20 protein-coding genes, 2 pseudogenes and 1 riboswitch are annotated in these 25223 nt (G+C 71.8%); of the genes and pseudogenes, 3 read left to right on the top strand and 19 right to left on the bottom strand.

The window, feature by feature from the left end:
* Nucleotides 1-72: 72 nt before the first annotated feature.
* From KVA01_RS13155 to KVA01_RS04635, 5 genes are all read right to left on the bottom strand, one after another.
* Entirely contained in the window at nucleotides 73-780 is a 708-nt protein-coding gene (locus tag KVA01_RS13155) for a metal-dependent transcriptional regulator (protein WP_068468367.1), read from the bottom strand.
* Nucleotides 781-933: 153 nt separating this feature from the next.
* Nucleotides 934-1263, bottom strand: a complete 330-nt coding sequence (locus KVA01_RS04650) for a hypothetical protein (RefSeq protein ID WP_068468365.1) — start codon at nucleotides 1261-1263, stop codon at nucleotides 934-936.
* A gap of 196 nt (nucleotides 1264-1459) precedes the next feature.
* Nucleotides 1460-1705 (bottom strand): hypothetical protein, encoded by a 246-nt coding sequence (locus KVA01_RS04645; protein ID WP_141269117.1) that lies wholly within the window; start codon nucleotides 1703-1705, stop codon nucleotides 1460-1462.
* Nucleotides 1702-2172 carry a hypothetical protein gene (locus tag KVA01_RS04640; RefSeq protein WP_068468360.1) on the bottom strand — a complete coding sequence of 157 codons (471 nt, stop codon included), beginning with the start codon at nucleotides 2170-2172 and terminating at the stop codon, nucleotides 1702-1704. The genes KVA01_RS04645 and KVA01_RS04640 overlap by 4 nt, the downstream gene beginning before the upstream one ends.
* Nucleotides 2173-2275: 103 nt before the next feature.
* Complete coding sequence (locus tag KVA01_RS04635; protein WP_068468409.1) at nucleotides 2276-3130, bottom strand: 3-hydroxyacyl-CoA dehydrogenase; 855 nt, start codon at nucleotides 3128-3130, stop codon at nucleotides 2276-2278.
* A gap of 282 nt (nucleotides 3131-3412) precedes the next feature.
* On the opposite strand from KVA01_RS04635, the gene KVA01_RS04630 reads away from it, so the two are divergent.
* A complete protein-coding gene (locus KVA01_RS04630) occupies nucleotides 3413-4828 on the top strand; it encodes a uracil-xanthine permease family protein (protein WP_141269115.1) in 1416 nt (471 codons plus the stop codon).
* Between the two features lie 222 nt (nucleotides 4829-5050).
* Here the strand turns inward: KVA01_RS04630 and KVA01_RS04625 are convergent, their stop codons facing one another.
* Together KVA01_RS04625 and KVA01_RS04620 are read right to left on the bottom strand one after the other, a co-directional pair.
* Nucleotides 5051-6112, bottom strand: a complete 1062-nt coding sequence (locus tag KVA01_RS04625) for an enoyl-CoA hydratase/isomerase family protein (RefSeq protein ID WP_231860590.1) — start codon at nucleotides 6110-6112, stop codon at nucleotides 5051-5053.
* A gap of 103 nt (nucleotides 6113-6215) precedes the next feature.
* The gene (locus KVA01_RS04620; protein ID WP_082810274.1) at nucleotides 6216-7457 is read right to left on the bottom strand and encodes a TDT family transporter; all 1242 of its coding nucleotides are present in this window, start codon (nucleotides 7455-7457) and stop codon (nucleotides 6216-6218) included.
* A 71-nt stretch (nucleotides 7458-7528) separates the two neighbouring features.
* On the opposite strand from KVA01_RS04620, the gene KVA01_RS04615 reads away from it, so the two are divergent.
* Nucleotides 7529-8440 (top strand): LysR family transcriptional regulator, encoded by a 912-nt coding sequence (locus tag KVA01_RS04615; protein WP_174805701.1) that lies wholly within the window; start codon nucleotides 7529-7531, stop codon nucleotides 8438-8440.
* Between the two features lie 246 nt (nucleotides 8441-8686).
* Here the strand turns inward: KVA01_RS04615 and KVA01_RS04610 are convergent, their stop codons facing one another.
* The 8 genes and pseudogenes from KVA01_RS04610 to KVA01_RS04575 all read right to left on the bottom strand — a co-directional run bounded on the left by KVA01_RS04610 (nucleotide 8687) and on the right by KVA01_RS04575 (nucleotide 18062).
* Nucleotides 8687-10561 carry an ATP-binding cassette domain-containing protein gene (locus tag KVA01_RS04610; RefSeq protein WP_068468355.1) on the bottom strand — a complete coding sequence of 625 codons (1875 nt, stop codon included), beginning with the start codon at nucleotides 10559-10561 and terminating at the stop codon, nucleotides 8687-8689.
* Complete coding sequence (locus KVA01_RS04605; RefSeq protein WP_231860589.1) at nucleotides 10561-11601, bottom strand: ABC transporter permease; 1041 nt, start codon at nucleotides 11599-11601, stop codon at nucleotides 10561-10563. The genes KVA01_RS04610 and KVA01_RS04605 overlap by 1 nt, the downstream gene beginning before the upstream one ends.
* Nucleotides 11598-12555, bottom strand: a pseudogene (locus KVA01_RS04600) (ABC transporter permease). The gene KVA01_RS04605 and the pseudogene KVA01_RS04600 overlap by 4 nt, the downstream one beginning before the upstream one ends.
* Nucleotides 12556-12559: 4 nt before the next feature.
* Nucleotides 12560-14215: an ABC transporter substrate-binding protein gene (locus tag KVA01_RS04595; protein WP_082810272.1), complete on the bottom strand. Its 1656-nt coding sequence runs from the start codon at nucleotides 14213-14215 to the stop codon at nucleotides 12560-12562.
* A 462-nt stretch (nucleotides 14216-14677) separates the two neighbouring features.
* Nucleotides 14678-15568 (bottom strand): glycerophosphodiester phosphodiesterase family protein, encoded by an 891-nt coding sequence (locus KVA01_RS04590; RefSeq protein WP_068468348.1) that lies wholly within the window; start codon nucleotides 15566-15568, stop codon nucleotides 14678-14680.
* Nucleotides 15561-16550, bottom strand: a complete 990-nt coding sequence (locus tag KVA01_RS04585) for an HAD family hydrolase (protein ID WP_231860588.1) — start codon at nucleotides 16548-16550, stop codon at nucleotides 15561-15563. The genes KVA01_RS04590 and KVA01_RS04585 overlap by 8 nt, the downstream gene beginning before the upstream one ends.
* 6 nt (nucleotides 16551-16556) lie before the next feature.
* A complete protein-coding gene (locus KVA01_RS04580; RefSeq protein WP_068468347.1) occupies nucleotides 16557-17078 on the bottom strand; it encodes a YbhB/YbcL family Raf kinase inhibitor-like protein in 522 nt (173 codons plus the stop codon).
* Between the two features lie 50 nt (nucleotides 17079-17128).
* Nucleotides 17129-18062, bottom strand: a pseudogene (locus KVA01_RS04575) (carbohydrate kinase family protein).
* A gap of 308 nt (nucleotides 18063-18370) precedes the next feature.
* Between KVA01_RS04575 and KVA01_RS04570 the strand changes: the two are divergent.
* A complete protein-coding gene (locus KVA01_RS04570; RefSeq protein ID WP_141269113.1) occupies nucleotides 18371-19786 on the top strand; it encodes a glyceraldehyde-3-phosphate dehydrogenase in 1416 nt (471 codons plus the stop codon).
* A 129-nt stretch (nucleotides 19787-19915) separates the two neighbouring features.
* Here the strand turns inward: KVA01_RS04570 and KVA01_RS04565 are convergent, their stop codons facing one another.
* The 4 genes from KVA01_RS04565 to KVA01_RS04550 form a co-directional block, all read right to left on the bottom strand.
* Complete coding sequence (locus tag KVA01_RS04565; protein WP_082810271.1) at nucleotides 19916-21232, bottom strand: acyl-CoA dehydrogenase family protein; 1317 nt, start codon at nucleotides 21230-21232, stop codon at nucleotides 19916-19918.
* A 176-nt stretch (nucleotides 21233-21408) separates the two neighbouring features.
* Nucleotides 21409-21500, bottom strand: a riboswitch (SAM riboswitch).
* Between the two features lie 88 nt (nucleotides 21501-21588).
* Nucleotides 21589-22959, bottom strand: a complete 1371-nt coding sequence (locus KVA01_RS04560) for a M18 family aminopeptidase (RefSeq protein ID WP_141269111.1) — start codon at nucleotides 22957-22959, stop codon at nucleotides 21589-21591.
* Nucleotides 22949-24313: a type II CAAX endopeptidase family protein gene (locus KVA01_RS04555; protein WP_231860587.1), complete on the bottom strand. Its 1365-nt coding sequence runs from the start codon at nucleotides 24311-24313 to the stop codon at nucleotides 22949-22951. Before KVA01_RS04555 ends, KVA01_RS04560 begins: the two co-directional genes overlap by 11 nt.
* Nucleotides 24314-24380: 67 nt before the next feature.
* Nucleotides 24381-25115, bottom strand: a complete 735-nt coding sequence (locus tag KVA01_RS04550) for a glutamine amidotransferase (protein ID WP_068468338.1) — start codon at nucleotides 25113-25115, stop codon at nucleotides 24381-24383.
* Nucleotides 25116-25223 lie beyond the last annotated feature (108 nt).

Genomic DNA, 25223 nt, shown 5'->3' with positions numbered 1-25223 from the left:
GCGATCACCTGTCCGCGCAGCGGTCCGGCTGCCGAGTCACACGCGCGGCCGAACCTAGATCAACCGCTGGCGTCAGGAGGTCTGCTGAGCGGGGCGGACCCGCACCGCCTCTGCGTGGAGGATCCCCAGGGTGATCTCGGGCTCGCCGTCGCGCTCCGCGTCCGCTGACTCCGGGAAGCTCACGCGCAGGGCCCCGGCCTCCGTGGGGTGGGCCCGCACGGACAGCGTGACTCCGGGGCGCACGCCCAGCTCCCCGAGGGCCCGCAGCCTCTCCGGGTCCTCGTCCGAGACACGGGTCACCCGCACGAGCGCGGGGCCGAGCACGTCCGCCAGCGGGATGGCGCTCGGGGCGTCGACCGCGCCATCCTTCGACGGGATCGCGTCCCCGTGCGGATCCGCGCGCGGGTGGCCGAGCTTCTCGTCCAGGCTGTCGATGAACCGGTCCGTGACGGCGTGCTCCAGCACCTCGGCCTCGTCGTGGACCTCGTCCCACGGGTAACCCAGTTCGGTGGCCAGGAACATCTCCAGGATGCGGTGGCGCCGCACCATATGCACCGCCACCTGGCGACCCTGCTCGGTGAGCTGCACGGCCCCGTACGACGGGCGGGTCACCAGTCCCTGCGCCGTGAGCTTCTTCAGCGCCTCCGACACCGTGGACGCCGCCAGCCCCATGCGCGCGGCCAGCACCGTGGTGGTCACGCGCTCCGGCTCCCACTCCCCCAGGCGCCAGATGGTCTTGAGGTAGTCCTGGGAGGCTGCGCTGAGCTCGGCGGGATACACGGGTTCAGGGTAGCCCCCGCCCCGACGACGACGCCGGGCGGCCGAGTTGGCTGCCGATCGTCAGACGGGTACGGGGGTGGGGATGACCGTCAGCTGCCTCGCGCGGCGGGACGCCGCGGGGCTCGTCAACCGCGCCGCCTCCAGCCCGCCCCGTCAGTCGTGCAGGTCGGACCGTGACTGCGCGGTCTCCGCCGCGGGGCTGGCCGTTGCGGCGTCCTCGGTAGTGGTGTCTCCGCCCACGGAGGTGAGGGCGGGGCCGGAAGTCGCGGTGGCGGCGTCGTCGTCCTCGGTGCCCTTGCGCAGCGCGACGTACTCGTCGCGGGGCTGCAGGCCCTGGCGCACCTCGTCGAGCGCGGGCTCCAGGAACGTGGTCCGATAGGTGGGGTCCGTGCCGATGCTCACGATGAAGTTCAGGGCGCTGAACGCCGCGAGCACCATGCACACCTGCACCAGCGGCTGCGAGACGGGCAGGCCGGAGAGCACGCCGCCGAACTCGGCCGGGGGGGCTGCCGATCCACTGCGTGGCCGTGACCTTGGAGACGGAGAGAACGCCGAAGATCACGTAGAACACGAAGACGACGACGCCCAACAGCGTGACCTGGATCAGGCTGATCATCACGCACATGGTGGTGATGTTGGCGCGTTCGAGGCGGCGCAGGTCTCGGCTCGTGCGGTCGTCCTAGCTGCGCACGATCTGGGAGATCTCGTCGCGCGCGTTGAGGGTGGCCAGGGCGATGCCCAGCAGGCCCATGACCCCCACGATCACCCACGTGCGCGCCATGGACAGCTGCGCCACGACCTGCCAGATCTCCGCGTTGAAGAACGAGAACAGCAGCGCGAGCATCAGGATGGGCAGCACCCGGCCGACCATGGACCCCAGGTGGTTCATCTCCCGCGCCGCACGCCGGGACGCCCACGCCGTCACCGCACCCACCCCCCAGTAGGTGGCGAGCAGGACCACGACCAGGACGACGACCACGTCCGACAGACCGACCCCAGCTCGGGCGAGGAGAACAGCGGCAGAACCAGCAGGGCCACGACCACGGCGATCCCGATGTCCGCCGCCACCTTCCGGTTCACGTGGCGCAGGAGCACCCGCAGCAGCCACCACCCCAGCGGGAAGCTCGCCATGATCAGCAGGCCGGAACCCGCCGTCACCAGCTCCTCCTCCGTCAGAGAGGTCAGCTCGCTGTCCATGATGTCGTCGGTGGATCGCCCGAACTGGATGAACCCCGCCAGCACGATGAACGCCGCGAACAGGGCCGGCGCGCTGCGGGGGAGAAGGCCCCCGGACCGGTCCTTCGGCCCCAGGACGAGGGGCAGACCCCGCTGCAGCAGATCCTGCCGGAGGGAGTCCAGGCGGGGCTTGCGGGTCCGTACGTGGTTGGGCATGGGTTCATCTTGACGGACAAACGGGGTGGGCACCACTTGCCGGGGTGCCGCGGGGACCTCGGTGGTGCAGGCGGCAGAGGTGGCGTGCGTACCGCGCGGGCCCTCACTCGTACGTGTAGAACCCCCGGCCGGTGTCGCGGCCCTTGTAGCCCTTGTCGATGTACTCGGTCTTGATGCGCTCGGCCACGCGGCGGGACTCGTCCGTCCCGGTGTTGAGGTTGATCTGGTAGAGCGTCTCCATGCCCACGACGTCCAGAATCTGGAAGGGGCCCAGCGGGGAGCCGGTGGCGGTCCGCCAGGTGCGGTCGATGTCCTCGACGCTGGCGACGTCGTTGACCCACAGGTGCGTGGCCGCGCCGAGCAGGGGGACGAGCAGGGTGTTGAGGATGTACCCGGGCTGCTCCTTCTCCACGTGGATGGGGACCATGCCGATCTGCTCCGCGAAGCCCAGCACGGCCTGCACGGCGGCGGGGTCGGTGCCGGCGTGGCCCATGACCTCGCCGGTGTTGTTGCGCCAGACCTCGTTGGCGAAGTGCAGCGCCAGGAACCGTTCGGGGTGCCCCGTGGACTGCGCGATGTCGCTGGGCAGCAGGGTGGACGAGTTGGTGCAGAAGATGGTCGACGACGGCGCCGCCGCCCCGATCTGCGCCCACACCTTCCGCTTGAGCTCCAGGTTCTCCGGAACGGCCTCGATCACGATGTCCGCGTTCGCGAGCGCCGCGGTGACGTCCGTGGTGCCGGTGATGCGCGCCGTCGTCGCCTCGAGCTGCTCCGGAGTGGCGGCCATGTCCCTCGCGTAGAACTCGGAGAGCTTCTGCCACTTCGCGGGCAGCCCGGCCACGATCTCGTCGCTGATGTCGTACACGGTGACGGTCTTGCCGAAGTACGCGGCCTGGAACGCGATCTGCGATCCGAGCACCCCGGACCCGATGACGGTGAGGTTCTGCAGCTCAGCCATGATGTTGTCTCCCACTCCCTCGTGAGTCGCACCCACGGGAGGTGTTCCCCCGCGGGCCCCGGAGCCACGGGCATGGCCCCTGCAACTCACCCTACTCGTCCGTAGCTTTCGCCCCGGGGCCGACGACGCCGCCCGTGCCGGGGCCGGGAGCTTGCCGGCACCCTGCCGAGGGACCGCGCGCCCACCCCACCCGCGATGCTGGTCCCCTCCCGTGCGCTCCACCGGCCGGACACTAGAATTCCGGGGGCGGCACCTCCGGCTCGCCCAGGACAAGGAGCACCCATGAGCACCCCGGTTTCCCCCGCACAGACCCCGCCGCCGGACGGGGAGCGGCACGGGCCGCGGGCCGAGAACCGGCCCCGCGGCGTCGTCGACCGGCTGGGCCTGAACTGGCGCCTGCACGGGGACGGCCGGCACGTGGCCCCCGGGGACGTGGTGACCCCGCGCGAGCGGCTCTCGTGGCCGCGGACCATCTCGATCGGCGCGCAGCACGTGGTGGCGATGTTCGGCGCCACGTTCCTGGTGCCCCTGCTCACGGGCTTCCCGCCGGCGACCACCCTGTTCTTCTCGGGCATCGGCACAGTGCTGTTCCTGGTCATCACGGCCGGGCGGGTGCCGAGCTACCTGGGGTCCTCGTTCGCGTTCATCGCGCCGATCACCGCGTCCGTGAACCAGTACGGTCCGGGCGGCGCGCTGGGCGGTGTGATCATGGCCGGCGCCGCGCTGTTCCTGATCGGTGTGATCGTGCAGGTGGCCGGCACCGGGTGGCTGCAGAAGCTCATGCCGCCGGCGGTCACGGGCACCATCGTGGCGCTGATCGGGTTCAACCTGGCGCCGTCCGCCAAGGAGAACTTCACGGCCGCGCCCGTCACCGCGCTGGTCACGCTCGGCTCGATCATCCTGATCTCTGTGCTCTTCCGCGGGCTGCTGGGACGCCTGTCCATCCTGCTGGGCGTGGTGATCGGCTACCTGACCGCCGTGCTGCGCGGCGAGGTGGACTTCACCTCCATCCAGGCTGCATGGGACCAGCAGGGGCTCTTCGGCCTCCCCCACTTCCAGTCCCCGGAGTTCCACCTCAACCTCGCCGGGTTGTTCATCCCCGTGATCCTGGTGCTCGTCGCGGAGAACATCGGGCACGTGAAGTCCGTGGCCCTGATGACCGGCGACAACCTGGACCCCTACACCGGCCGCGCCATCATGTCCGACGGCCTGGCCACCATGATCGCGGGCTCCGGCGGCGGCTCGGGCACCACCACCTACGCGGAGAACATCGGCGTCATGGCGGCCACACGTGTCTACTCGACCGCCGCGTACTGGGTGGCCGCGCTCGTCGCGATCCTGCTCAGCGTCACCCCCGTGTTCGGGGCGGCGGTGGCCACGGTGCCGAAGGGCGTGCTGGGCGGAGCGGCCACGGTGCTGTACGGCATGATCGGCATGCTCGGCGTGCGGATCTGGGTGCAGAACCGCGTGGACTTCTCCAACCCGGTCAACCTCACCACCGCGGCGATCGCCATGATCGTGGGCATCGGCGACTACACCTGGTCCGTGTTCGGCCTGGACTTCGCGGGCATCGCCCTGGGAACCGCGGCGGCCCTGGTGGTCTACCACCTGATGGCGGCCATCGCGCGCGCCCGCGGCTCGGTGGGCTCGGACCCCCTCACGCCGGACACCTCGCAGAGCCCGTCCCCGCTGGGCTGAGGCCCCGCCCTTCCCGACGACGACGCCGCGCCGCCGGCTCCCAGCCCTGGCGCGGCCGGGTGCGGAGCAATGAGAGCACCCGGCCCGAGTCCCTCGGGACCGTGGACGCGAAGAACCGCCCCTCACACAGGTGCGGGGCGGTTCTTCAAAGGGGAGCGCCTCGTCCCGGGGCATCTCACCCGGGCGGCCCCTCACTCCCCAGCGCTCACCGGGATGAGCGGATCAGACCGTGATGGGCAGCTCCGACTTCTCGTCCGCCACGGTGCGGATACGTTCCTGGTCCACTCCCGCCACGGTGGCGGGCTCCCACTGCGGGGTCTTGTCCTTGTCCACGACCATCGCGCGCACGCCCTCGATGAAGTCGTGGCCCACGGCGGTGTCCTCCGCCATGCGCAGCTCGCGCTCCAGGCAGGAGAGCACGGTGCTGTCCTCGGAACCGCGGTTCAGCAGCTCGAACACGCGGGACAGGGACGTGGGGCTCATGCCCTCCAGTTCCGCACCGGCCGACGCCACGACCTCTTCCAGGGTCTCTCCCGAGTAGCGCTGCACGATCTCGTCCCACCGCCCGAGCAGCTCGGACTCGGGGGCGTCCTTGCCGAACGCGGAGACGGCCGCATCCACACCCTCCGTGAGCACGGTGTTCACGAACGCGTCCACGTCCGAGGAGTCGATGTACGTGTCCGCGAGTCCCAGGGCAATGGCGTCCGCCCCGTTGAGGCGCACCCCACCCAGCCCCAGGTACCGGGCGACGGCGAGGGATGCGCGGCGGGCGGCGTCGTCGTCGATCGTGGCCCCGGCACCGCGGGTGACACGCGGCAGGAACCAGCTCGCCCCCACGTCCGTAAAGAAGCCGATGGCCGTCTCCGGCATGGCCAGCTGCGAGGTCTCCGTGACGATCCGGTGCGAGCCGTGGACCGAGAGCCCCATGCCGCCGCCCATCACGATCCCGTTCATCACGGCCACGTACGGCTTCGGGTAGTCCGCGATGATCGCGTTCATGGCGTACTCGGTGCCGAACGCGTCCCGGATCTCGTCCTCGTGACCGTCCAGCGCCGCCTGCCGCACCTCCTTGATGTCCCCGCCCGCGCACAGCGCCTTGGGCAGCTCCGAGCGGACGACCACCTCGGCGATGGCGGGGTCCTCGCGCCACATCAGCAGCGCGTCGACCAGCTGGTGGTACATGCTGCGGTTCAGCGCGTTCAACGCCTTCCCGCGCGTGAGGGTCAGCACCCCGGTGTGGCCCGTGATCTCGGCCCGGACGAACGATTCTTCGGTAGCCTTCATGCTCCCCATGCTAACCAGCGGCCTGTCGCGCGCGTCACGCCCGGCGACGACGACGCCGCGTGGCCGCCCGCGCAAGGCGCGCGACCGGCGTCGTCCCCGCTGCTCACCGGCCCGTGGCCGCACCCCTCTGCCCGCCCCCAGCCCTCACGGTCGCGACGGCGCACAGTGTCCACGTGCCCAGCAGCACCAGGCAGGCTGCGCCGGAGGCGAGACCGAACGCGCGGATCCCCGTGCCGCCCTCCAGGTTGTGGAGGCCGAGGCACACGGTGCCGATGGGGAAGGTCAGGGCCCACCAGCCCGGCGAGAACGGCATGCCGCCGCGGAACCCCCGGACCGTCATCACGGTGGCCCACGCGATCAGGGGCACGCCGCACGCGAGCATCAGGATGCCGTAGACGTTGGCCACCTGGGTGAGCGTGGCGGTGTCCTCCGGGAGCACGAAGCGCTGCGCCTGCACGGCGATCGCCTGCGCGGCCGCGGTGGACTGGCCGACGACGCCCAGCGGGATCCACGCGCTCGTCGACGCCGCGAGGGGCAGCTCGGCCACCCGCCAGTGGTGGTGGTAGGCGACCGCGAAGACGACGAGCCCCAGCACGAGCGCAAGAAAGAAGCACGCGACCGTGACGATCACCAGCAGCAGCTGCCCGTGACGCGTCTGCAGGTGCGGGACGAGCGCGGCACCGGTGGTCGCGGAGACCATGGGCGGCACGATGGGCAGCCCCCAGGTGGTGGTGGGTGCCCCCACGTCACGCCCGATCAGCCGGACCGCGAAGCCGAGCGCCGTGAGCACGCCCAGGACGGTCCCGACCGTCCAGAGCACCTCGTCAGCGAGCCACGCCGCGGGGGCCAGCGCGGGCCAGTGGGCCGGGACCACCGTGGCGGTTGCCGAGCCGACGGAGAGCACGCCCATGGACACCATGCCCCACGCGGCCAGCACGGGAATGTCCCGGATCGTCTCCGCGAACAGCGCCGGGCGCCGCACCACGCGCACGGTGAACCCCGCGGTCAGCCCCGCGAGGAGCAGCCACCCGACCACGAGCAGCAGCACCGCGAGGACCGCTCCCCCGGGCAGGTCCCCGGCGAGCATCTGGGTGAGCGTCGAGAGAATGCCCGTGCCCATCACCGAGCCGTACCACTGCGGGCCGGGCGGAGGGACGGTCGCTGCGGCAGGGCGCGGGGCCGGGGTGGCTGGTGATTCTGCACGCGGGGTGACCTTCGCGGCGGGGCGCGACGCGGTCCGGGACACGGCGGCATCGTCGGGGCCCGCGGGTCCCGGCCGGGTGGCGGGGCGGACGTCGGTGCGGGTGGGCTGCTCGGGGGTCGCCCGGCGGGGAAGTGCGGTCATGGCCCCAGCATCCCGCGGTCACGTGGCGGTCGGTAGCCCGCGGTTCGGCATGTGGGATATATCCTCTGGATGTGTCCACCTGGCCGGATGTCGTCGCACTCGAGCTGCTGGTCGCCGTCGCGGACCACGGCAGCCTGGCGGCGGGTGCGCGCGCCGTCGGCATGGCGCAACCGAACGCGAGCCGTTCCATGGCCCGCCTGGAGCGCACCCTCGGGGTCACGCTGCTGCACCGCTCCACCCGCGGGTCCACGCTCACGCCGGACGGTCTGGTGGTCACGGAGTGGGCGCGCGCCGTCGTCGACGCCGCGCAGCGCCTCGCCGACGGCGTCTCCCTCCTCGCCCACGACGCCTCCCGCAGCGCACCCCTCAGGGTCTCCGCGAGCCAGACGGTCGCGGAGCACCTGCTCCCCCGCTGGCTCGCCGACCTGCGCCGCGAGCACCCCGAGTCCCGCGTGCAGGTGACGGTGCACAACTCGCACGACGTGGTGCAGGACGTCCGCGCGGGCACGGCGAACGTGGGGTTCATCGAAAGCCCGGGCTCCCCCGCCGGACTGCACCACGCGGTGGTCGCCCGCGACGAGCTGGTGCTCGTGGTGCCTCCGCAGCACCCGTGGGCCGGGCGCCGCGACCCCGTGACGACGGCGGAGCTCGCCACCACCGCGCTCGTGACCCGGGAGGAGGGTTCCGGGACCCGCACCGCCCTGGACCTGGCGCTGGGCCGACCGGCGATGTCCCTGCTGGAGCTTCCGAGCAACGCGGCGGTGCGGGTGAGCGTGCAGTCCGGGGCGGCGCCGGCGGTGCTGAGCCGTCTCGCCGTGGACGAGGCCGTCGCGGCGGGGACGCTCGTGAAGGTTCGTACGCAGCGGCACCTCGCGCGTGAGCTGCGGGCGCTGTGGGGTGGTCCGCGCAGGACGCAGGGCCTGGCGGCGGACCTCATCGCGGTGGCGCAGCGGTCTGCACCGGCAACGGCGGCGGCCCTGTGACGCACATCTAAGGCAGGAATTGGCCACGGGGACATTTGAGGCGCGACATGCCCGCGATTCGCCGCCGCAGACGGTCACATCGCGCCCCAGATGTTCAGGCGGCCGGACCGAGCGAAGGATGCGGCTGAGGTGTAGAAGTGCCCGCCCAGCGTTAGTTTTTCGTGGCACTTCTACACCTCAGAGTGGGGCGGGCAACGGCGGGGGCACCGGGGAGCGGGTGCCCCCGGGCCGGACCGCCCCCACCCCTCAGCCCACACCCTCCAGCGTGGGGACGTGCTCCAGCAGCGAGCGTGTATAGGCGTGCTGCGGGTTGCGCAGGACCGTGTCCGTGGGGCCGTAGTCCACGAGCTTCCCGCGTTCCAGTACGGCGAGCTTGTGCGAGATGTGCCGGGCGAGCGCGATGTTGTGGGTCACGAACAGCATCGCCAGGTTCCGCTCGTGCTGCAGTTCGCGCAGCAGCTCGATCACCGAGGCCTGCACGGAGACGTCCAGCGCGGAGGTGATCTCGTCGCACACGAGCACCGACGGCGCGTTCACCAGCGCACGCGCCACCGCCGCACGCTGCCGCTCGCCGCCGGAGAGCTCACCGGGTCTGCGGTCGATGTAGCTGCGCCCCAGCCGCACGGCGTCCAGCGCGTCCGCGACCGCCGCCCGACGCTGCGCCCGGTTGAGCTCGCCGCTCATCTCCAGGGGCACCTGCAGCGAGTCGCCGATGCTGCGCCGCGGGTTCAGCGACGAGAACGGCGACTGGAACACGTACTGGATCCTGCGCCGCTGCTCGTTGTCGCGCTTGCGGGTGCTGCGCGCGAGCACCGTGCCGTCCAGCAGCACCTCGCCGGTGTACTCGTCGATCAGCCCCGCCACGGTCCGCGAGAGCGTGGTCTTGCCGGAGCCGGACTCTCCCAGCAGCATGGTCGTCTGCCCCGCCGCGAGGTCCAGGTTCACGCCGTCGAGGATCACCGCGGGCCCGTAGGCCAGCCGCACGTTGCGCACGGCCACCACGGGTTCGTCCGTGGACCGCCCGCCGACGACGACGCCGCCCGCGCCCGTTCCCTGCCGCTCCTCACCGCGGTCGCGGGCGGAGACCGCGAACCCCGCGGCACCACCCTCGGCCGGTGTCGGCCCTGCCCCATCCGGCGCCGGCTCCGTCCCGGTCCGCTCTGCACCGGGTCCACCCCGGCCGTCGTCCCACGGCGCTCGGACGCCCACCACGGGGCTGACCGCGGGCCCGCCACCCATGCTGCGGGCACCCTGCATGTCCGGAACAGCGGCGAGCAACGAGCGCGTGTAGGGGTGCTCGGGTCGGGTGAGCACCTGCTCGGCGGGGCCGTCCTCGACGATCCGCCCGTGCAGCATCACGGCGACGTCGTTGGCGACCTGCGCGACCACGGCGAGGTCGTGGGTGATGTAGAGCCCGGCGACGTCGTGCTTGGTGGTCAGCTGGTAGATGGTCTTGAGCACGAGGTCCTGGGTGGCCACGTCCAGCCCGGTGGTGGGCTCGTCCAGGATGATGACGGCGGGGCGGCACGCGAAGGCCATGGCGATGCCGATGCGCTGCTGCTGCCCGCCCGAGAGCTGGTGGGGGAAGCGGCGCTGGTACTCGCGGTCGCTGGGCAGCCCGACCTCGGTGAGAACCTCCGCGACGCGGGCGTCCCGGTCCCTGGCGTTGCGCCCGAACTCGTGGGCGCGCAGCACCTCGGCGATCTGCTCGCCCACGCGCAGCGACCCGTTGAGGGACAGCGCCGGGTCCTGGGGCACGTACGCGATGGTGCCGCCGCGCAGCCGGCGCATCTGCCTCTCGGAGAGCGTGAGCAGGTCCACCGCGTTGCGGTGGAAGCGCGAGGCCCCCTCCTGGAGCTCCGCCGTGCCGCCGCGCAGCTCCAGTCCGGAGCGCAGGTGGTTCATGCACGCCAGCGCCGCGGTGGTCTTGCCGGACCCGGACTCCCCCACGAGCGCGAGGATCCGCCCGGGGCGCAGCTGGAAGCTGACCTCGTCGAGGATCAGGTCCCCGCCCACGACGCCCAGGCTCAGGTGCTCGACCGAGATGGCGGTCTCCACGGTGGCGCGCGGGACGGCGGCCGCCCGGCTCTGTGCGCGGGCCTTCTGCTCCGACTTCCTCATCAGGACCCCTTCTCCGAGCGCTTCCGGGACGTCTTCTTGGTGGTGCGCACCCGACCGGCGGAGGCACCGGCCACGGCGTCCGCGATCAGGTTGGTGCCCACGGTCAGCACCGCGATCGCGATGACGGGCAGGATCACACCCCACGGCTGCAGTGCCAGGGCGATCCGGTTCTCGTTGATCATCAGGCCCCAGTCCGGGGTGGGCGGCTGCATGCCGAGCCCCAGGAAGGACAGCGAGGCCACGGCGCCGATGGAGTACGTGAGCCGCAGCCCGACCTCCACCATGAGCGGACCCATGATGTTCGGGACCACGTCCCGGGCGAGGATCTTCCACTGCGGCACGGCGTACATCTGGGACGCGAGCACGAAGTCCTCCGCGACCACCCCCGCGGTGGCGGCACGGATCACGCGGGCCACGCGCGGTGCATGCGTCACGCCAATCACCATCACGAGCACCCAGCCCTGCGGACCGAGCACGGTCACCGCGAGCAGCGCGAATACGAGCTGAGGGATCGCGAGCAGCACGTCGCCGCAGCGCATGATCAGGGCGTCGAGCCAGCCGCCGCGGAACGCCGCGAGCATGCCGAGCACCGCGCCGAGCCCCACACCCAGCACCGTGGCGAGCGCCGAGTACATCAGCAGCCGCCAGCCGCCCTCGAGGAAGCGCGAGAGCACGTCCCGGCCCAGGTTGTCGGTGCCGAAGATCCCGGTCTGGAACGGTTTGCCCGCGAACGAGTTGGGACCGTAGCCGGTCCAGGCGGGCACCACGAAGGGCCCGATCAGCGCGAGCACGAGCACGATGCCCGTGAGCAGGAACCCGAGCTTCGCGGCCGGCTGGGCCAGCACGCGCCTGCCGAAGGACACAGGGCGGGCGTCCCCGCGGGATGCGGAGTGCGCGAAGTCCGGGTCCGCGCCGTCGACGCCGCCCGCCCCCGGCTCGCGGGAGGCGGGGTCCGCGCCCGCGGCCACGGCGACGTCGTCGGCGGCCGTGGTCCCGCCGGTCTCGTGGGGCGTGGTCTCCGCCCTGTCCTGCGCGTTCATGAGCGGGACTCCGTCCGCAGCTTGGGGTTGGCAAGGATTCCGATCACGTCCGCGATCAGGTTCACGACCACGTAGAACGCGGCGATGATCATCGACAGGGCCTGCACCACCTGGACGTCACGGTTGTTCACGGCGTCCACCATGGCCTGGCCGAGGCCGGGGAAGCGGAAGAGGAACTCCACCACCACGATGCCGCCGGCGAGCCACGCGAGCTGCATGGCCACCACCTGGGCCACGGGCCCGATGGCGTGGGGCAGCGCGTGCTTGAAGATCACCTGCCGCTCGGGCAGCCCCTTGAGCCGGGCCATCTCCACGTAGCCGGAGTCGAGCACGTCGATCATGGTGGTGCGCGTCATCCGGATCATGTAGGGCACCACCACGAGCACCAGTGTCAGGCACGGCAGGATCAGCTGCAGCGGGTAGTCCCACACCTTCATGCCGGGCGCCGCCATCGTCACGGAGGGCAGCAGCTTGAAGACCGTGGTGGACAGCAGCGTGGTCAGCACCACGCCGATCACGAACTCGGGCAGCGCGGCGAGCACCAGGGAGAAGCCCGTGAGCGCCTGGTCCGACGCCCTGCCCTGACGCATCGCGGACCACGTGCCGAGCAGCAGCCCTACCGGGATGGCGATCACCGCGGCGATCACCATGAGCACCATGGACGCCGAGACCTTGCTGGCCAGCAGGGCGTTCACGGAACCGCCCGTGGCCGCGGACGTTCCGAGGTCTCCCACGAACAGCCCCCCCGAGCCACGAGACGTAGCGCGTGTACCAGGGGTCGTTGAGCTGCAGCTGCTCCCGCAGCGCGGCCAGCCGCTCCGGGGTGGCCTGCTGGCCCAGGATCGCCTGGGCGGGATCGCCCGGGAGCAGCAGCGTGAAGACGAAGACCAGCAGGGACACGGCCAGCAGCACGAAGACCGAGACGCCCAGCCGTTTGAGGATCATGGCAGCCACGCGATCACTTCCCTTCCTGGGCGAGCCACAGCGAGCGCAGCTGGAAACCGCTCACCGGCATTCCGGAGCGGTGCGTGAACGCGCCGCCCACGTACTTCTGGTAGGCGTCCGCCTGGTCGAAGAACCCCCAGGCGATGTACCCGCCCTTCTCGTGCAGCAGCTTCTGGGCCTGGGCCACCACCTCGTTGCGCTTGCCGGGGTCGAGGGTCGCGCGGGCTTTCTTGTACAGCGCCAGGAACTCGGGGTCCGCCCAGTGGGTCTCGTTGAACGGCGCCTTGGGCAGTGAGCCCTGCGCGCTCTGGGGGAGGAAGCTGCGGGTGTACCAGAAGTCCTGCGCGAAGGGGTACTTGAGGTAGCCGTCCCCGAAGAACGTGGTGGCGTCCACGCGGCGCAGCTTCACGGTGATCCCGGCCTCGGAGGCCTGCTCGGCGAAGACCTGCGCGGCTTCCACGGCTCCGGTCTGGATGGGAGCCGTCACCAGCTCCACCTCCAGTCCGTTGGGGTGCCCGGCCTGCGCGAGCAGCTCCTTGGCCCGGGCGATGTCCCGCGTGCGCTGCGGGAGCTTCGGCGTGCCCGGGTCGAAGGGCGCGTACATGTCGTTGCCCACCGTGCCGTGGCCCGAGAAGACCTGTTCCACCATCTGCTCGCGGTCCACCACGAGCCGGAACGCCTGGCGCACCCGGACGTCGTCGAACGGGGCGGTGTCCACGCGCATGGTGAACGGCAGCCAGTTGCCGGTCTGGGAGACCACGGTGCGCAGGCGGGGATCGGTGTTGACGACGTCGATCATCGCCAGGGGCAGCTGCCCGGCCACGTCCACCTGGGTGGAGAGCAGCGCGTTGACGAGCGCGTCCTGGTCGTTGAAGTTCAGCAGGTGGACCTCGTCCAGGTACGCCTTCTGCCCCCAGTAGTCCGGGTTGGACTTCAGCACCGTGAGCTGCCCGGGCTCGAAGGACCCGAAGCGGAACGGGCCGGTGCCCACGGGCTTCTTGGGGTCGTAGTCCGTGGGGACGATGCCCATGGAGTTCTGCGCCGTGGAGTCCACGAACATCGCGTCCGGCTCCTCGAGCTCGAAGCGCACCGTGTGCTCGTCCACCGCCACGGAGCGCTTGAGCAGCGCCAGCCCGGCCGCCCCGGTCTTGGGGTCCTTCGGGTCCGTCACGCGCTGGTAGGTGTGGACGACCTCGCGGGAGGTGAGCGGGCGCCCGTCGTGGAACGTGACCCCCTTGCGCAGCCGGAACACCCACGCGCGGCCGCCGTCCTCGGACTTCACGGACTCCGCGAGCCCTGGGGTGAGCTTGTACTCGGGGTCGAACTCGTAGAGGCGGTCGTAGAGGTTCATCACCCGGCCGCCGTCCGCGGTGCCCACCGGTGCGTTGGCGTCCATCGTGTCGGAGGCGCCACCACCGGTGGTGCCGATCCGCAGGATCCCGCCGCGCTGCGGCTCCCCCGAGGCCTCCACGGTCACGGTGGCGGGCTGCCCGCCGGCTCCGCACCCCGCGAGGGCCAACGACGCCGCCGCGGCACCCAGTCCCATGAACCCGCGGCGGCTGAACTCGGCGCGGCAGGCAGCGCCCGGCGTTCCGTGCAGGGCCGAGCCGCGGCGGCGTGGAGCGTCCCCGGACCGGGGCGGCTGGATGGGCGGTGGCACAGTGTTCATGGTTCCTCGCAGGCAGGACGGTCGCGGGCATGAAGACCGGCGGACGGGACGTCGGGGACGGCCGGGGCGCACCACGGAGGGGGTGCGCGGCGGGGCGCGGTGAAGCCTGCTACGGGATCTTGCTGAGGCGTGCGGCGACCACACGGTGACCGCGCAGGGGAACCTGGGCGGTGAGGCGGCGGTGGTAGATCGCCGACCGGGGCGGCAGGATGGCCGGCAACGCGAGGGGCGCAACGACGGTGTGCACCGGTGCCGACCGGACGGGAGCGAGGGCAGGGACCACGGACGTGCAGTGCATGCGACCTCCCTGGGCTCGTCGGACACCGTTCGTCGCCGGGGCGAGTGAGCCAGAGCGCACCCGTGGCCCCGATCACGTCCAAGCTACCCCGATGTGGTGCCCGATGGGGTGAGGCGGGGGAGATTCACTCCCCGCGTCGAGGGCCGCGGGAAAGGTGTGCCGGGTCAGTCCTGGGCGTCCGGGGGCCACTGCTCCCGGGCCACCAGCACGTCCCGCAGCAGGTCCGCGCGGTCCGTGATGAGCCCGTCCACCCCGAGCTCCAGCAGCCGGTGCATGTCCGCGGGGTCGTTGACGGTCCAGACCTGCACCGCCAGCCCCTCCCGGTGCGCGAGGTCCAGGAACTGCCGTGTCACGATCCGCACGGTGAGGCTGCGCCCGAGGGGCAGCTGCAGCGTGTGCCGCTCCGGCAGCTGGAGGGTGTCGAAGGGCGCCACCACGCGGGACCACGCCGCGCGGTGGGCGGCCCACAGGGCGTGGGCGATCCGCGGGGAGATCCTGTCGGTCACCGGTGCCACGGTCGCGACCGCGAGGAACCCCGCGGTGCCGAGCGTGCCGGCGGAGGTCCGCACGCGCCGCCCGGTGAGCCTCGCGATGGCGGCGAGCGTGCGGCGTCGCCGTGACTCGGAGAAGGAGGTGACACGCACGCGGTCCGCGGCGTCCTCGTGCGCGAGCACCTCGGGCAGTGCGGCCACGGAGGCCTCGTCCTTGACGTCGATGTTCAGCCGCGTCTGCGGCAGCTCCCGCAGCAGCTCGGCGAGCGCCGGGATGCCGTGCTCACCACCGATCCGCAGGGTCCGCAGCTGCTCCCACGTGAGGTCGTTGACGTTGCCGCTCTCCCCCGTGACCCGTTCCAGGGAGGGGTCGTGGAAGGCGACCACGACGCCGTCCCTGGTGGTGTGCACGTCCGTCTCGAGCCACACGAAGCCGAGATCCGCGGCGGCCCGGAACGCCGCCAGGGTGTTCTCGTGGCCGTCCGGGGAGAATCCCCGGTGCGCGAGTGCCGCGGGGTGTTTCGGTGCTGCGCCGGCGGGGTCTGTGGGGGTCGGTTCAGCCATGACGGTCCTTCCGGGTCGTGTCCGCGACGGCGCCACCGGGGATCTCGCGGGGCGCGACGGCGTGCGACGGTGCCGCGTGGGGAGGCGCCGCATCCTCCCGGGTACGGGTGGACCCGCCGGATGGAGCGGCGCGGAGTGCGGCGTCGTGCTCGTGGGCCAGGTAGTGCTCGATCACCTGCGCCACGCCGTCCTGCGAGAACGCCGGCGCGGTGCGCTCCACGGCCGCGACCACGCCGGGGTGGCCGTCCGCCATGGCATAGCCGCGCCCGGCCCACGTGAGCATCTCGAGGTCGTTCGGCATGTCCCCGAACGCCATCACCTCGCTGCGGTCGATGACCAGCTCCGCGGTGAAGCGTTCGAGCGTTCTGGCCTTGGTCAGTCCTCGCTGGCCCATCTCCACGAGCGGCGCGGCGGCCACCGAGTGGGTCGCGGACAGCCGGTCCCCCACGATCCGCCGGACCCGCTCGAAGTAGTCACCGGGGTCGGCGCCGTCGAGCTTGGCGAGCAGCTTGACCACCTCGGTGCCCGGTATCAGGGAACCGGTGACCGGGGCCTCGGTGACGTCGCGGATCTCCATGCGGTCCGTCCGCGACCACCCCGGGTCCGTGTGCACGCGCTGCAGGGTCTCCGCGGCAAAGAGGGTTCCGGGCAGCGCGCGGGTGATGTCCTCGATCACGGGCAGGGCGTCCTCCAGTCCGAACACGCTGGCCTCCAGGACGCGGTCCGTGGCGGGGTTGTAGACCACCGCCCCGTTGGAGCAGATCACCACGCCGGCGTCCCCGATCTGCTCGCGCAGCGGGTCAAGCCACCGGGAGGGGCGCCCGGTCACGAACACCACCCGGATCCCGACGTCCCGAGCCGCGGCGAGGGCCGCCACGGTGCGCTCCCGGAACCGGAAGTCGTGGCCGAGGACCGTGCCGTCCAGGTCGCTCGCGATCAGTCGGACGGGCGGCCGGTTCACGACCCCCGCGGCTTCCGGCACGTGCGGTCACTCCACTTCGTAGACGGGCGTGAGGAACGCGCGCCCCAGGGCGTGCGAGAAGAGGTTGAAGTTCACCACGGCGGGGCTGGAGCTCTCGTCCACCTCGAGCGCGGGGACGTCCACCGCCGTCACGCAGACGATGTAGCGGTGCGGGCCGTGCCCGGCGGGCGGGGCCGCGCCCAGGTACTCGTCCGTGCCGCCGTCGTTGCGCTGCTTCACGGCGCCCTGCGGCGGGTTCGACGCCGCCCCGGTCGCCAGCTCGGTCACGTCCGCCGGGATGTTGGACAGGCACCAGTGCCAGAAGCCGCTGGGCGTGGGGGCGTCCGGGTCGAACACGGTGACCACGTAGGACTGCGTGCCCTCGGGGGCGCCGCTCCAGGACAGCTGCGGGGACACGTCCTGCCCCCCGGCGCCCATGATCCCGGAGACCTGCGGGGTCGCGAGGCTCTCGCCGTCGCGCACGTCCGTGGAGGTCAGGGTGAACTCGGGCAGCTCGGGCAGGTCCGCGTAGGGGTGACGGTCGTACATGGCGCTGTTCCTCTCGTCGGGGTTGGTGGTGCCGCGGCGCGGCAGAAGGTTCAGGAGACCGTGGGCAGGTCCTCGCGCGTGGGCAGGTCCGCGCCGGAGCGCGAGACGGTGACGCCGGAGGCCGCGGCCGCGTAGAGCAGCAGCTCGCGCACCTCGTCCGCACCCAGCTCCTCGATGGAGGTCGCGGCGGAGGCGCCCAGGATCTCGCGGTCCGCGAGCGCGGAAAGCAGGGCGGCCATGAAGGAGTCCCCGGCACCCACGGTGTCCGCCACGGTGACGTGCGCGGCCGGCACCGGACACGCCGTCGCGCCCGGTGCCCCGGCTGAGCGCCCACGGGCCCATGGCACCGCGGGTGACCACGACGAGCCGCGCGCCGGCCTTGAGCCACGCGCGGGCGGTGTCCTCCACGGTGCGGTGGGGGTAGAGCCACAGCAGGTCCTCGTCCGAGGCCTTGATCACGTGGGACAACCCCACGATCTGCTCCGCACGGGCGCGGGCGTCCGAGGAGTCCGGGATGATCGACGGGCGGCAGTTGGGGTCGTAGGAGATCAGGGCGGTGCGCCGTGCGCGCTCCACGGCGTCCACCACCACGGACGCGCCCGGTTCGAGCATCGCGCCGATCGAGCCCACGTGCAGCAGGGTGGTGCCGTCCAGCAGCTCGTCGATCCGCTCGGGCGTCACGTCCAGGGACCAGTCCAGCTGGAAGTCGTAGGTGGCCGAGCCGTCCTCTCCCACGGTGGCCTGAGCCACGGAGGTGGGGCGGGTGTCCGGCTCGAAGGGCAGGGCCACGCCGTTGCCGCGCAGGTGCTCCACCACGCGGTGGCCGTAGTCGTCCTGCCCGTAGCGGCCCAGGAACTGGACGTCCTGGCCCAGCCTGGCCAGTCCCACGGCCACGTTCATGGGGCTTCCGCCCACGTGGGCCCGGGGTTCCGCCCCGTTGCGGGACACGACGTCCACGAGCGCTTCACCGATCACGGTCAACATGGCACCACGGTAGCAAAGCAGCCCCCGCGCGCCCCGGCGCCGCGGGCCTCACAAGAGGACCGTCGTCCCCGGGATCCCTGTGGCCGCCGGAGCGCGAACGACGCCGCGCGGAGACCCGCGCTGCCAGGCCCCCACGGCGGCGTCGTCATGCGGTGGCACAGGTCCCGGGCGCGGCGGGCGGACACGTAAACTGTGCTCTCGACGAGCAGCGCCGCTCACGAGGCGCGCCATCCCGCCAGTCCGCGCACCGTCGCGCGACTCCAAGACGGTTCGGACGACGACGTCCGGGCCGAGGAAGAAGGTTGCTCATGAGCGCCACGTGGTCAGAACGAGAAGCCCTCGCCGAGCAGCTGGTCCCCCTGGTGGGACAGCTGCACCGGGAGAACAAGGTGGTCACCACGGCCTTCGGCCGGTCCCTGGTGCACAAGTCTGTCACGGACATCATCAAGGTCCACCGCTTCACGCGGCGCATCCTGGGCGAGGAGCTGCCGATCGACCGCACCCTGGAGATCCTCCGGGCCCTGGGCCCGCTGAACCTGGGCGTGTGCAACGTGGACGTCGCCAAGCTGCACCAGGGCTTCGTGGAGTCCGGTGCCACGGACCTTGACACCTATCTGCGCGAGGCGCTCGCCCCGGCCGTGGACCAGCACGGCAGCAACGAGGCCGAGACCCGGGACGTGGTGCTCTACGGCTTCGGTCGCATCGGCCGCCTGCTCGCGCGCATCCTGCTCAACCGCAACGACGGCACCGGCCTGAACCTGCGCGCCGTGGTGGTGCGCAAGAAGCCCGGCAACGACCTCGTCAAGCGCGCATCCCTGCTGCGGCGGGACTCCGTGCACGGCTCCTTCGACGGCACCATCACGGTGGACGAGGAGCACAACGTAATCACCGCCAACGGGGTGCCCATCCAGTTCATCTACGCCAACTCGCCCTCGGAGATCGACTACACCGAGTACGGCATCCAGGACGCCCTGGTGGTGGACAACACCGGCGTGTGGCGTGACGAGGAGGGCCTCTCCCAGCACCTGCAGGCCAAGGGTGTGGGCAAGGTGCTGCTCACCGCCCCGGGCAAGGGCGAGATGAAGAACATCGTCTGCGGCGTCAACGACTCCGACATCACCCCGGAAGACACCATCCTCTCCGCGGCCTCCTGCACGACCAACGCGATCACCCCGGTGATCAAGGTCCTGGACGACGAGTACGGGATCGTGCAGGGCCACGTGGAGACCGTGCACTCCTACACGAACGACCAGAACCTGATCGACAACTGGCACAAGGGCGACCGCCGCGGCCGCTCCGCCGCGCTGAACATGGTCATCACGGAGACCGGGGCCGCCAAGGCCGTGGCCGAGGCGCTGCCCGTGATGCAGGGCAAGCTCACCGGCAACGCCATCCGCGTGCCCACCCCGGACGTCTCCATGGCGATCCTGAACCTCCAGCTGGAGAACGCTCCGCGGGACAAGGACCAGATCAATGCGTTCCTCAAGGACATCTCCCTGAACTCGCCGCTGCGCAAGCAGATCGACTACGTGGACTCCCCGGACGTGGTCTCCACGGACCTCGTGGGCTCCCGCCGCGCCGGCGTGGTGGACGGCCTCGCGACCATCGTGAACAACAACTCCGTGGTGCTCTACGTCTGGTACGACAACGAGTTCGGCTACTCCTGCCAGGTGGTGCGCGTGATGGCCCGCATGGCGGACATCTCCATGCTGCAGCTGCCGTAGCCCCACCCCTCTCGGGGGACGCTTCCGCTCCCCGACGACGACGCCGCCCGGTGGCCTTCTGCGCGAAGGTCGCCGGGCGGCGTCGTCGGCTTCTCGGGGTGGCCGCGTCCGGCACCCGGCCGGCCGGGGTCAGGACGCGGTGCGGCGCACGTCCCCGATGGCGTTGAGCCCGAACATGGGCGTGCCGTTGACGCGGTGGTCGCCCACGATGCGCGCCTTGTAGACCACCGGGTTGTGCGTGGCAATGGTGCGGGCGTTGCGCCAGTGCCGGTCCAGCGCCTTGGAACGGGAGACCGCTGAGGCGCCCAGGACGTCGAAGATCCCGTCCGTGACGTCCTTGACGAGGCCCGGGACCACCACGTGGGCCTGCGCCACGGCGAGCTCGCACGCGTTGGTCAGGGCCTCGGGGTCCGCGATCAGCGGGTCCTGGCCGAGCACGCCCACGGCGGCGTCCACCTCGCGGGCGGCCTGCAGCACGATGGCCCGGGCGGCGGCCGCCTGGGCGCTGAGCTCGCCCACGCGCTGCAGGATCTGCGGGTCCTCGGCCGGCGCGGCGCCGTTGCCGGTGTTGAAGCCGCGGGTCCGGGCACGGACCAGGTCTGCGGCGTCGCGCGCGGCGGCCCTCGCGATCCCCGCCTCCACGGAGAGCAGCACGAGCTGGAAGACCGCAACCTCCTGGGTGCTGCGGCCGTCCCGGTTGCGCACGTTCTCCGCGGGCACCCGCACCCCGCGCAGGTGCGTGGTGCCAGTGCCGGTGAGCTGCTGGCCGAAGCCGTCCCAGTCGTCGATCATCTCCACACCGTCCCAGTCGCTGCCCACGAGCGCGTGGGAGCGGGCCTCCTGGCCGGGGATCTGCGCGGTGACCTGGATCCAGTCCGAGAAGATCGACCCGGTCGAGTAGTACTTGGTGCCCTCGAGCAGCCACGAGCCGTCCCCGTCCGAGCGGGTCAGGGTCGTGGTGGCCGTACCCAGTGCCACGCCGGAGCGCTCGGTGGCGGCGTTGCCCACGGTCTGCCCCGCGGCCACGCGCGGGAACCACACGTCCGCCTCGTCCGCGCCCAGGCTCGCGAGGAAGCCCAGGTGCGAGCGGTACACGTGGGCCACGCTGGAGTCGGCCGCGGCCAGCTCGATCAGCAGCTCCACGGCCTGCTCGAGGCTCGCCCCGTAGCCACCCCTCTCCAGTGGCAGGGTCAGGGCACCGAAGCGCAGCTCGTTGAGCCACGCGAAGCACTCGAACGGCAGCTCGTGCTCCTGCTCGCGAGCCACGGTGCGCTCGGCGATCCGGTCGAAGACGGGACGGAAGACCCGCTGCAGCTCGGCCGTGGAGATCGGCCCCGCCGCGCCTTCACGCAGCGCACGCGCGGCGGCCGCCTCCGGTGCGACGTCCTGCGCGGCGGCCTCACGGGCCCGGACTCTCGGGGATTCGGTGATCTGGATGGTGCTCATGCGCTGACGGCTCCCTGCGTCGGACCCGCACCCCGGACCGTCCCCGCCGGCCGGGACGCGCACGAGGACCGCGCGGTGCTCCGCGCTCCCCCGCGGCGTCGTCCGGGCGCGTGGTGCGCGGACGCGGCCGTCACGGGCGGGCGACGGTCACCGAACCGGTCAGCGGAGCAGAACACTGTCCATCGGCCGTGGCGGGAGCACCGGCCCGTGACACGGGTGGTTGCTGCGGCGTCGACGAGCCACGTCTCTCGGCCGCTCTGGATGGCATTACGTTCCACAATCCATCACGCGGCGCGCGGGGGTGTCAACGCACGTGTCGCCGCGTGACCGGCGACGACGCCGCGGCGCCCGGCGGCTCAGCCGCGCCAGAAGCTCGTGACCGCGGCGTTCAGCGCGAGCAGGTCCCCGGTGTGCACGAGCTCCCGCGCCGAGTGCATGGACAGCAGCCCCACGCCCACGTCCAGCGTGCGGATGCCGAGCCGGGTGGCCGTGATGGGTCCGATGGTCGAGCCGCACGGCACCGTGTTGTTGGAGACGAACTCCTGGTAGCCGATCCCGGCGTCCTCGCAGATCCCCGCCCACAGCGCGGCACCCACGGCGTCCGTGGTGTAGCGCTGCTTGGCGTTGATCTTCAGCAGGGGGCCGAGCCCGGGCTCCGGGGTGTTCACCGGGTCGTGGTGGCCCTGGTAGTTTGGGTGCACCAGGTGCCCGGCGTCCGAGGACAGGCACACCGAGCCCGCGATCTCCCGCAGGTGCTCGTCCCGCGAGTGCCCGCGCGCGGCGCCGATGCGCTCCAGGATGTCCTCCAGGAAGGGACCGGCGGCACCGGAGCGGGTGGCCGAGCCGACCTCCTCGTGGTCGAACGCGGCGAACACGCTCACGTGCCGGGCGGCGTCGAGCTCGTCCGCGTGCTCGGTCATGGACCGCAGCCCCGCGAACACCGAGGTCAGGTTGTCCAGGCGGCCACTCGCGAGCAGGGTGGACTGCGCGCCGATCAGCTCGGGGGCCTGGGTGTCCGCCACGCAGATGTCGTAGCCCAGCACGTCCGCGGGGTCCAGGCCGTCCACGGCCGAGCCGTCGGCATCCGACGCCGCGGCGGCGAGCACCGCGAGGACGTCAGCGTCCTGCGCGTCCCCCACGCCCCACACGGGCTGGGTGTGGCGCTGCTTGTCGAGCGTGAGCGCCTCGTTCGCGGTGCGGTCCAGGTGCACGGCCAGCTGCGGGATCCGGGCGACGGGCCCGGTGGCGGTCAGCACCTCGCGGGGCGCACCGTCCACGCCACGCACCACCAGGCGCCCGGCGAAGCGCAGGTCCCGGTCCAGCCACGAGTTCAGCAGCGGCCCGCCGTAGATCTCCACGCCCGCCTGGTACCAGCGGTGGGAGACGGTCGTGGGGCGGGGCTTGAGCTTGAAACCCGGGGAGTCGGTGTGGACGCCCAGCACGCGGTAGCCCGCGCCCGGTGCGGCACCGGACGGCAGCACCCAGGTGATCAGTGCACCGTCGCGCACTGTGTACCAGCGCCCCGCGGACAGCTCCGGCCAGGTCTGCGTCTCGTCGAGCCGGGTGAAGCCGGCGGCGTCGAGCTCGGCGGCGGCCGTGGCCACCGCGTGGTAGGAGCTCGGGGAGGCCGTGACGAACTCGCCGAGCTGTCCGGCGAACCGGCCCTCGGGTGTGGCCCGGGCGGCGTCGTCGGAACCGGTGGAGGGCACGTGCGAACTATGCGTCATGCCGCCCAGTGTACGAACCGCCCACGGCCCGACTCGCCCCGTGACCCTGCCCGGCCTCCGCAGGCAGGCCAGGAGCCCGCCCCCGCGCGGGCACCTGACCGACCCCGCCGGAGCGCGTGTCCAGCACGCCCACGTAGCGACCCTCGGCGTCGCGCACCGAGTACGGACCGTACTGCGGCGGCAGGATCATGTAGGTCTGGGTGACCGGATTGAGCACGTACGCGGCCAGCCCGGAGCCGTCCGCGGTGAGCGCGGCGGGGCGCGCCTCGAGCGCCGGCATGCGCGGGGGCTGCGGCGGCGGGGGCAGCACCACGGTGCGCGTGACGGCCACCGAGGGGTTGCGGCGCACGAGCCAGAACACGAGCGCCAGGTAGGCCCCGTTGAGGATCACCTCTGTGACCAGGTCGGACGGGCTGCCGGAGGTCTCGTTCATGTCCGCGAGCCCCACCATGCCCATGAGTGTGACCACCATGTTGTTGACCACGTGCAGCGCGATCCCGGCCTCCAGGCCGCCGGTGCGCCACGTGACCAGACCCATGGTCACGGCCATGATGCCCACGGAGGCCAGGCCCCAGACGTCGTAGTCGTGACCCAGGACGAACAGGGGCACGGGCAGCAGGATGGCCCACGCCGGGTGCTTGAGCCAGCGCCCGACCATCTGGGCCAGGTAGCCACGGAAGACCACTTCCTCCGCGGTGCACTGCAGCGGGACGACGACGAGCCACAGCAGCACGAGCCACCCGATCCCGGGTGCCAGGGCGAACTCCAGCGTTCCCCCGCCGGTGGCCAGGTCCAGGCCGATCCCCGCGAGGTTGACCACCACGTAGACCGCCGCGGCCACGCCCAGGCACGTGAGCAGCCACCGCCAGCGGATCCGCCCGGCCACCGAGAAGATCAGCCCGAGCGGGCGCGGCCCCAGCGCCAGGCGGGCGATCAGTGCGCTCGGAAGCATCAGCGCCACCGAGCCGAAGAGGAGCAGGAAGACCGCCGGGTCCATCTGGTCCATCGCCAGGATGTCCCCTGTGATGATCTCGGGCACCGCCAGTGCCATGACGATCCCGAACGCGATGCTCAGGACCACGTAGACGGCGAGCGCGAGCACCCCTTCCACGAGCGGCATCCACCAGCGGTGGTTGCGGTCCGCGAGCGCGAGCCGGTGGTAGAAGAGCGTGCGGGTGCCGCCTGCGGAGATGGGCCCGGGGGCCTGCACGGGGGCGGGCATCCCCGGGCCGCCGACGCCGCGGTTTCCCGGGCCCGCGGGCGTGGCGCCGGGGGTGCCGGTCACTCCGCCGCGGGGCGGCTCACCGTGCGGTGAGGGCGTCGGGTGGGACCACGGGGCGCTGGGCTGACTCATGTCTCCACGGTAACCGTTCCGGAGTGCCGCGGCCGGTGGACGGGAACACGGTGGAGGGCGGGGGGGCTCAGCAGCGGTAGCGCTCCACGAACGCGCGCAGGATCTTCGGGGCCTGCTCCACCGCGGGCCCGTTGACCGCCCGATCGACCACCGTCTCGGTGTCCTGGGGCTGGAAGTAGCCGAGGTCCTTGTACGCCATGATCCGGCTCACCAGACCCGGGGCGTCCAGCTCCGGGTGGAACTGGGTGGCGTAGAGATTGTTCTTGATCCGGTACATCTGCACGCGGCAGACCTCGCCGGTGGCGAGCAGCACGGCGTTCGGGGGCATCACCCGGGTGCCCTCCTTGTGCCCCACGTAGGCGCTGAACTCGCGGGGGATGCCCTGGAGCAGGGGGTCCTTCTGCCCCTCCTCCGTGAGGGTCACCGTGATGGGCCCGACATCCTCGTGGCACGTGTGGTCCACGGTCGCACCCTGGTGGATCCCCAGGGTGCCCACGCCGTAGCACGCGCCCAGGAACGGGAAGTCGCGGGCCACGACCTCGTCCAACAGCGAGCTGATCCACGTCTCCGCGGTCCGCTGGGCCTTGGACTTCTCCTCCGCCGGGTCCGAGGAGTTGAACGGGGAACCACCCACGATGATCCCGCTGTACTCGTCCAGGTCCAGGGCGGGCCACTGCCCGGACTCCAGGCGGATGCGCTTCAGCTCGGACTCCTCGAGCCCTCCCAAGCGGGCAACAGCCTGGTATTCCTCGTCCGCGAGGGTGTCGTCGGCGCGTGTGGCCAGGAGCACGAAGGGTTTCATGCCCTCATGCTAGCCACCCCGGCAGGTCCTCTTGACTCGTGGGCTGTGATCCCGTTCACTGAGTTTCGGTGAAATTAAGTTTTCATATCTCGAAATTTCTGGGAGGAC

Origin of the sequence: Kocuria varians (genome assembly GCF_006539885.1) — a bacterium.
Taxonomy (GTDB): domain Bacteria; phylum Actinomycetota; class Actinomycetes; order Actinomycetales; family Micrococcaceae; genus Kocuria; species Kocuria varians.
This window is presented reverse-complemented; position numbering and strand designations above follow the sequence as displayed.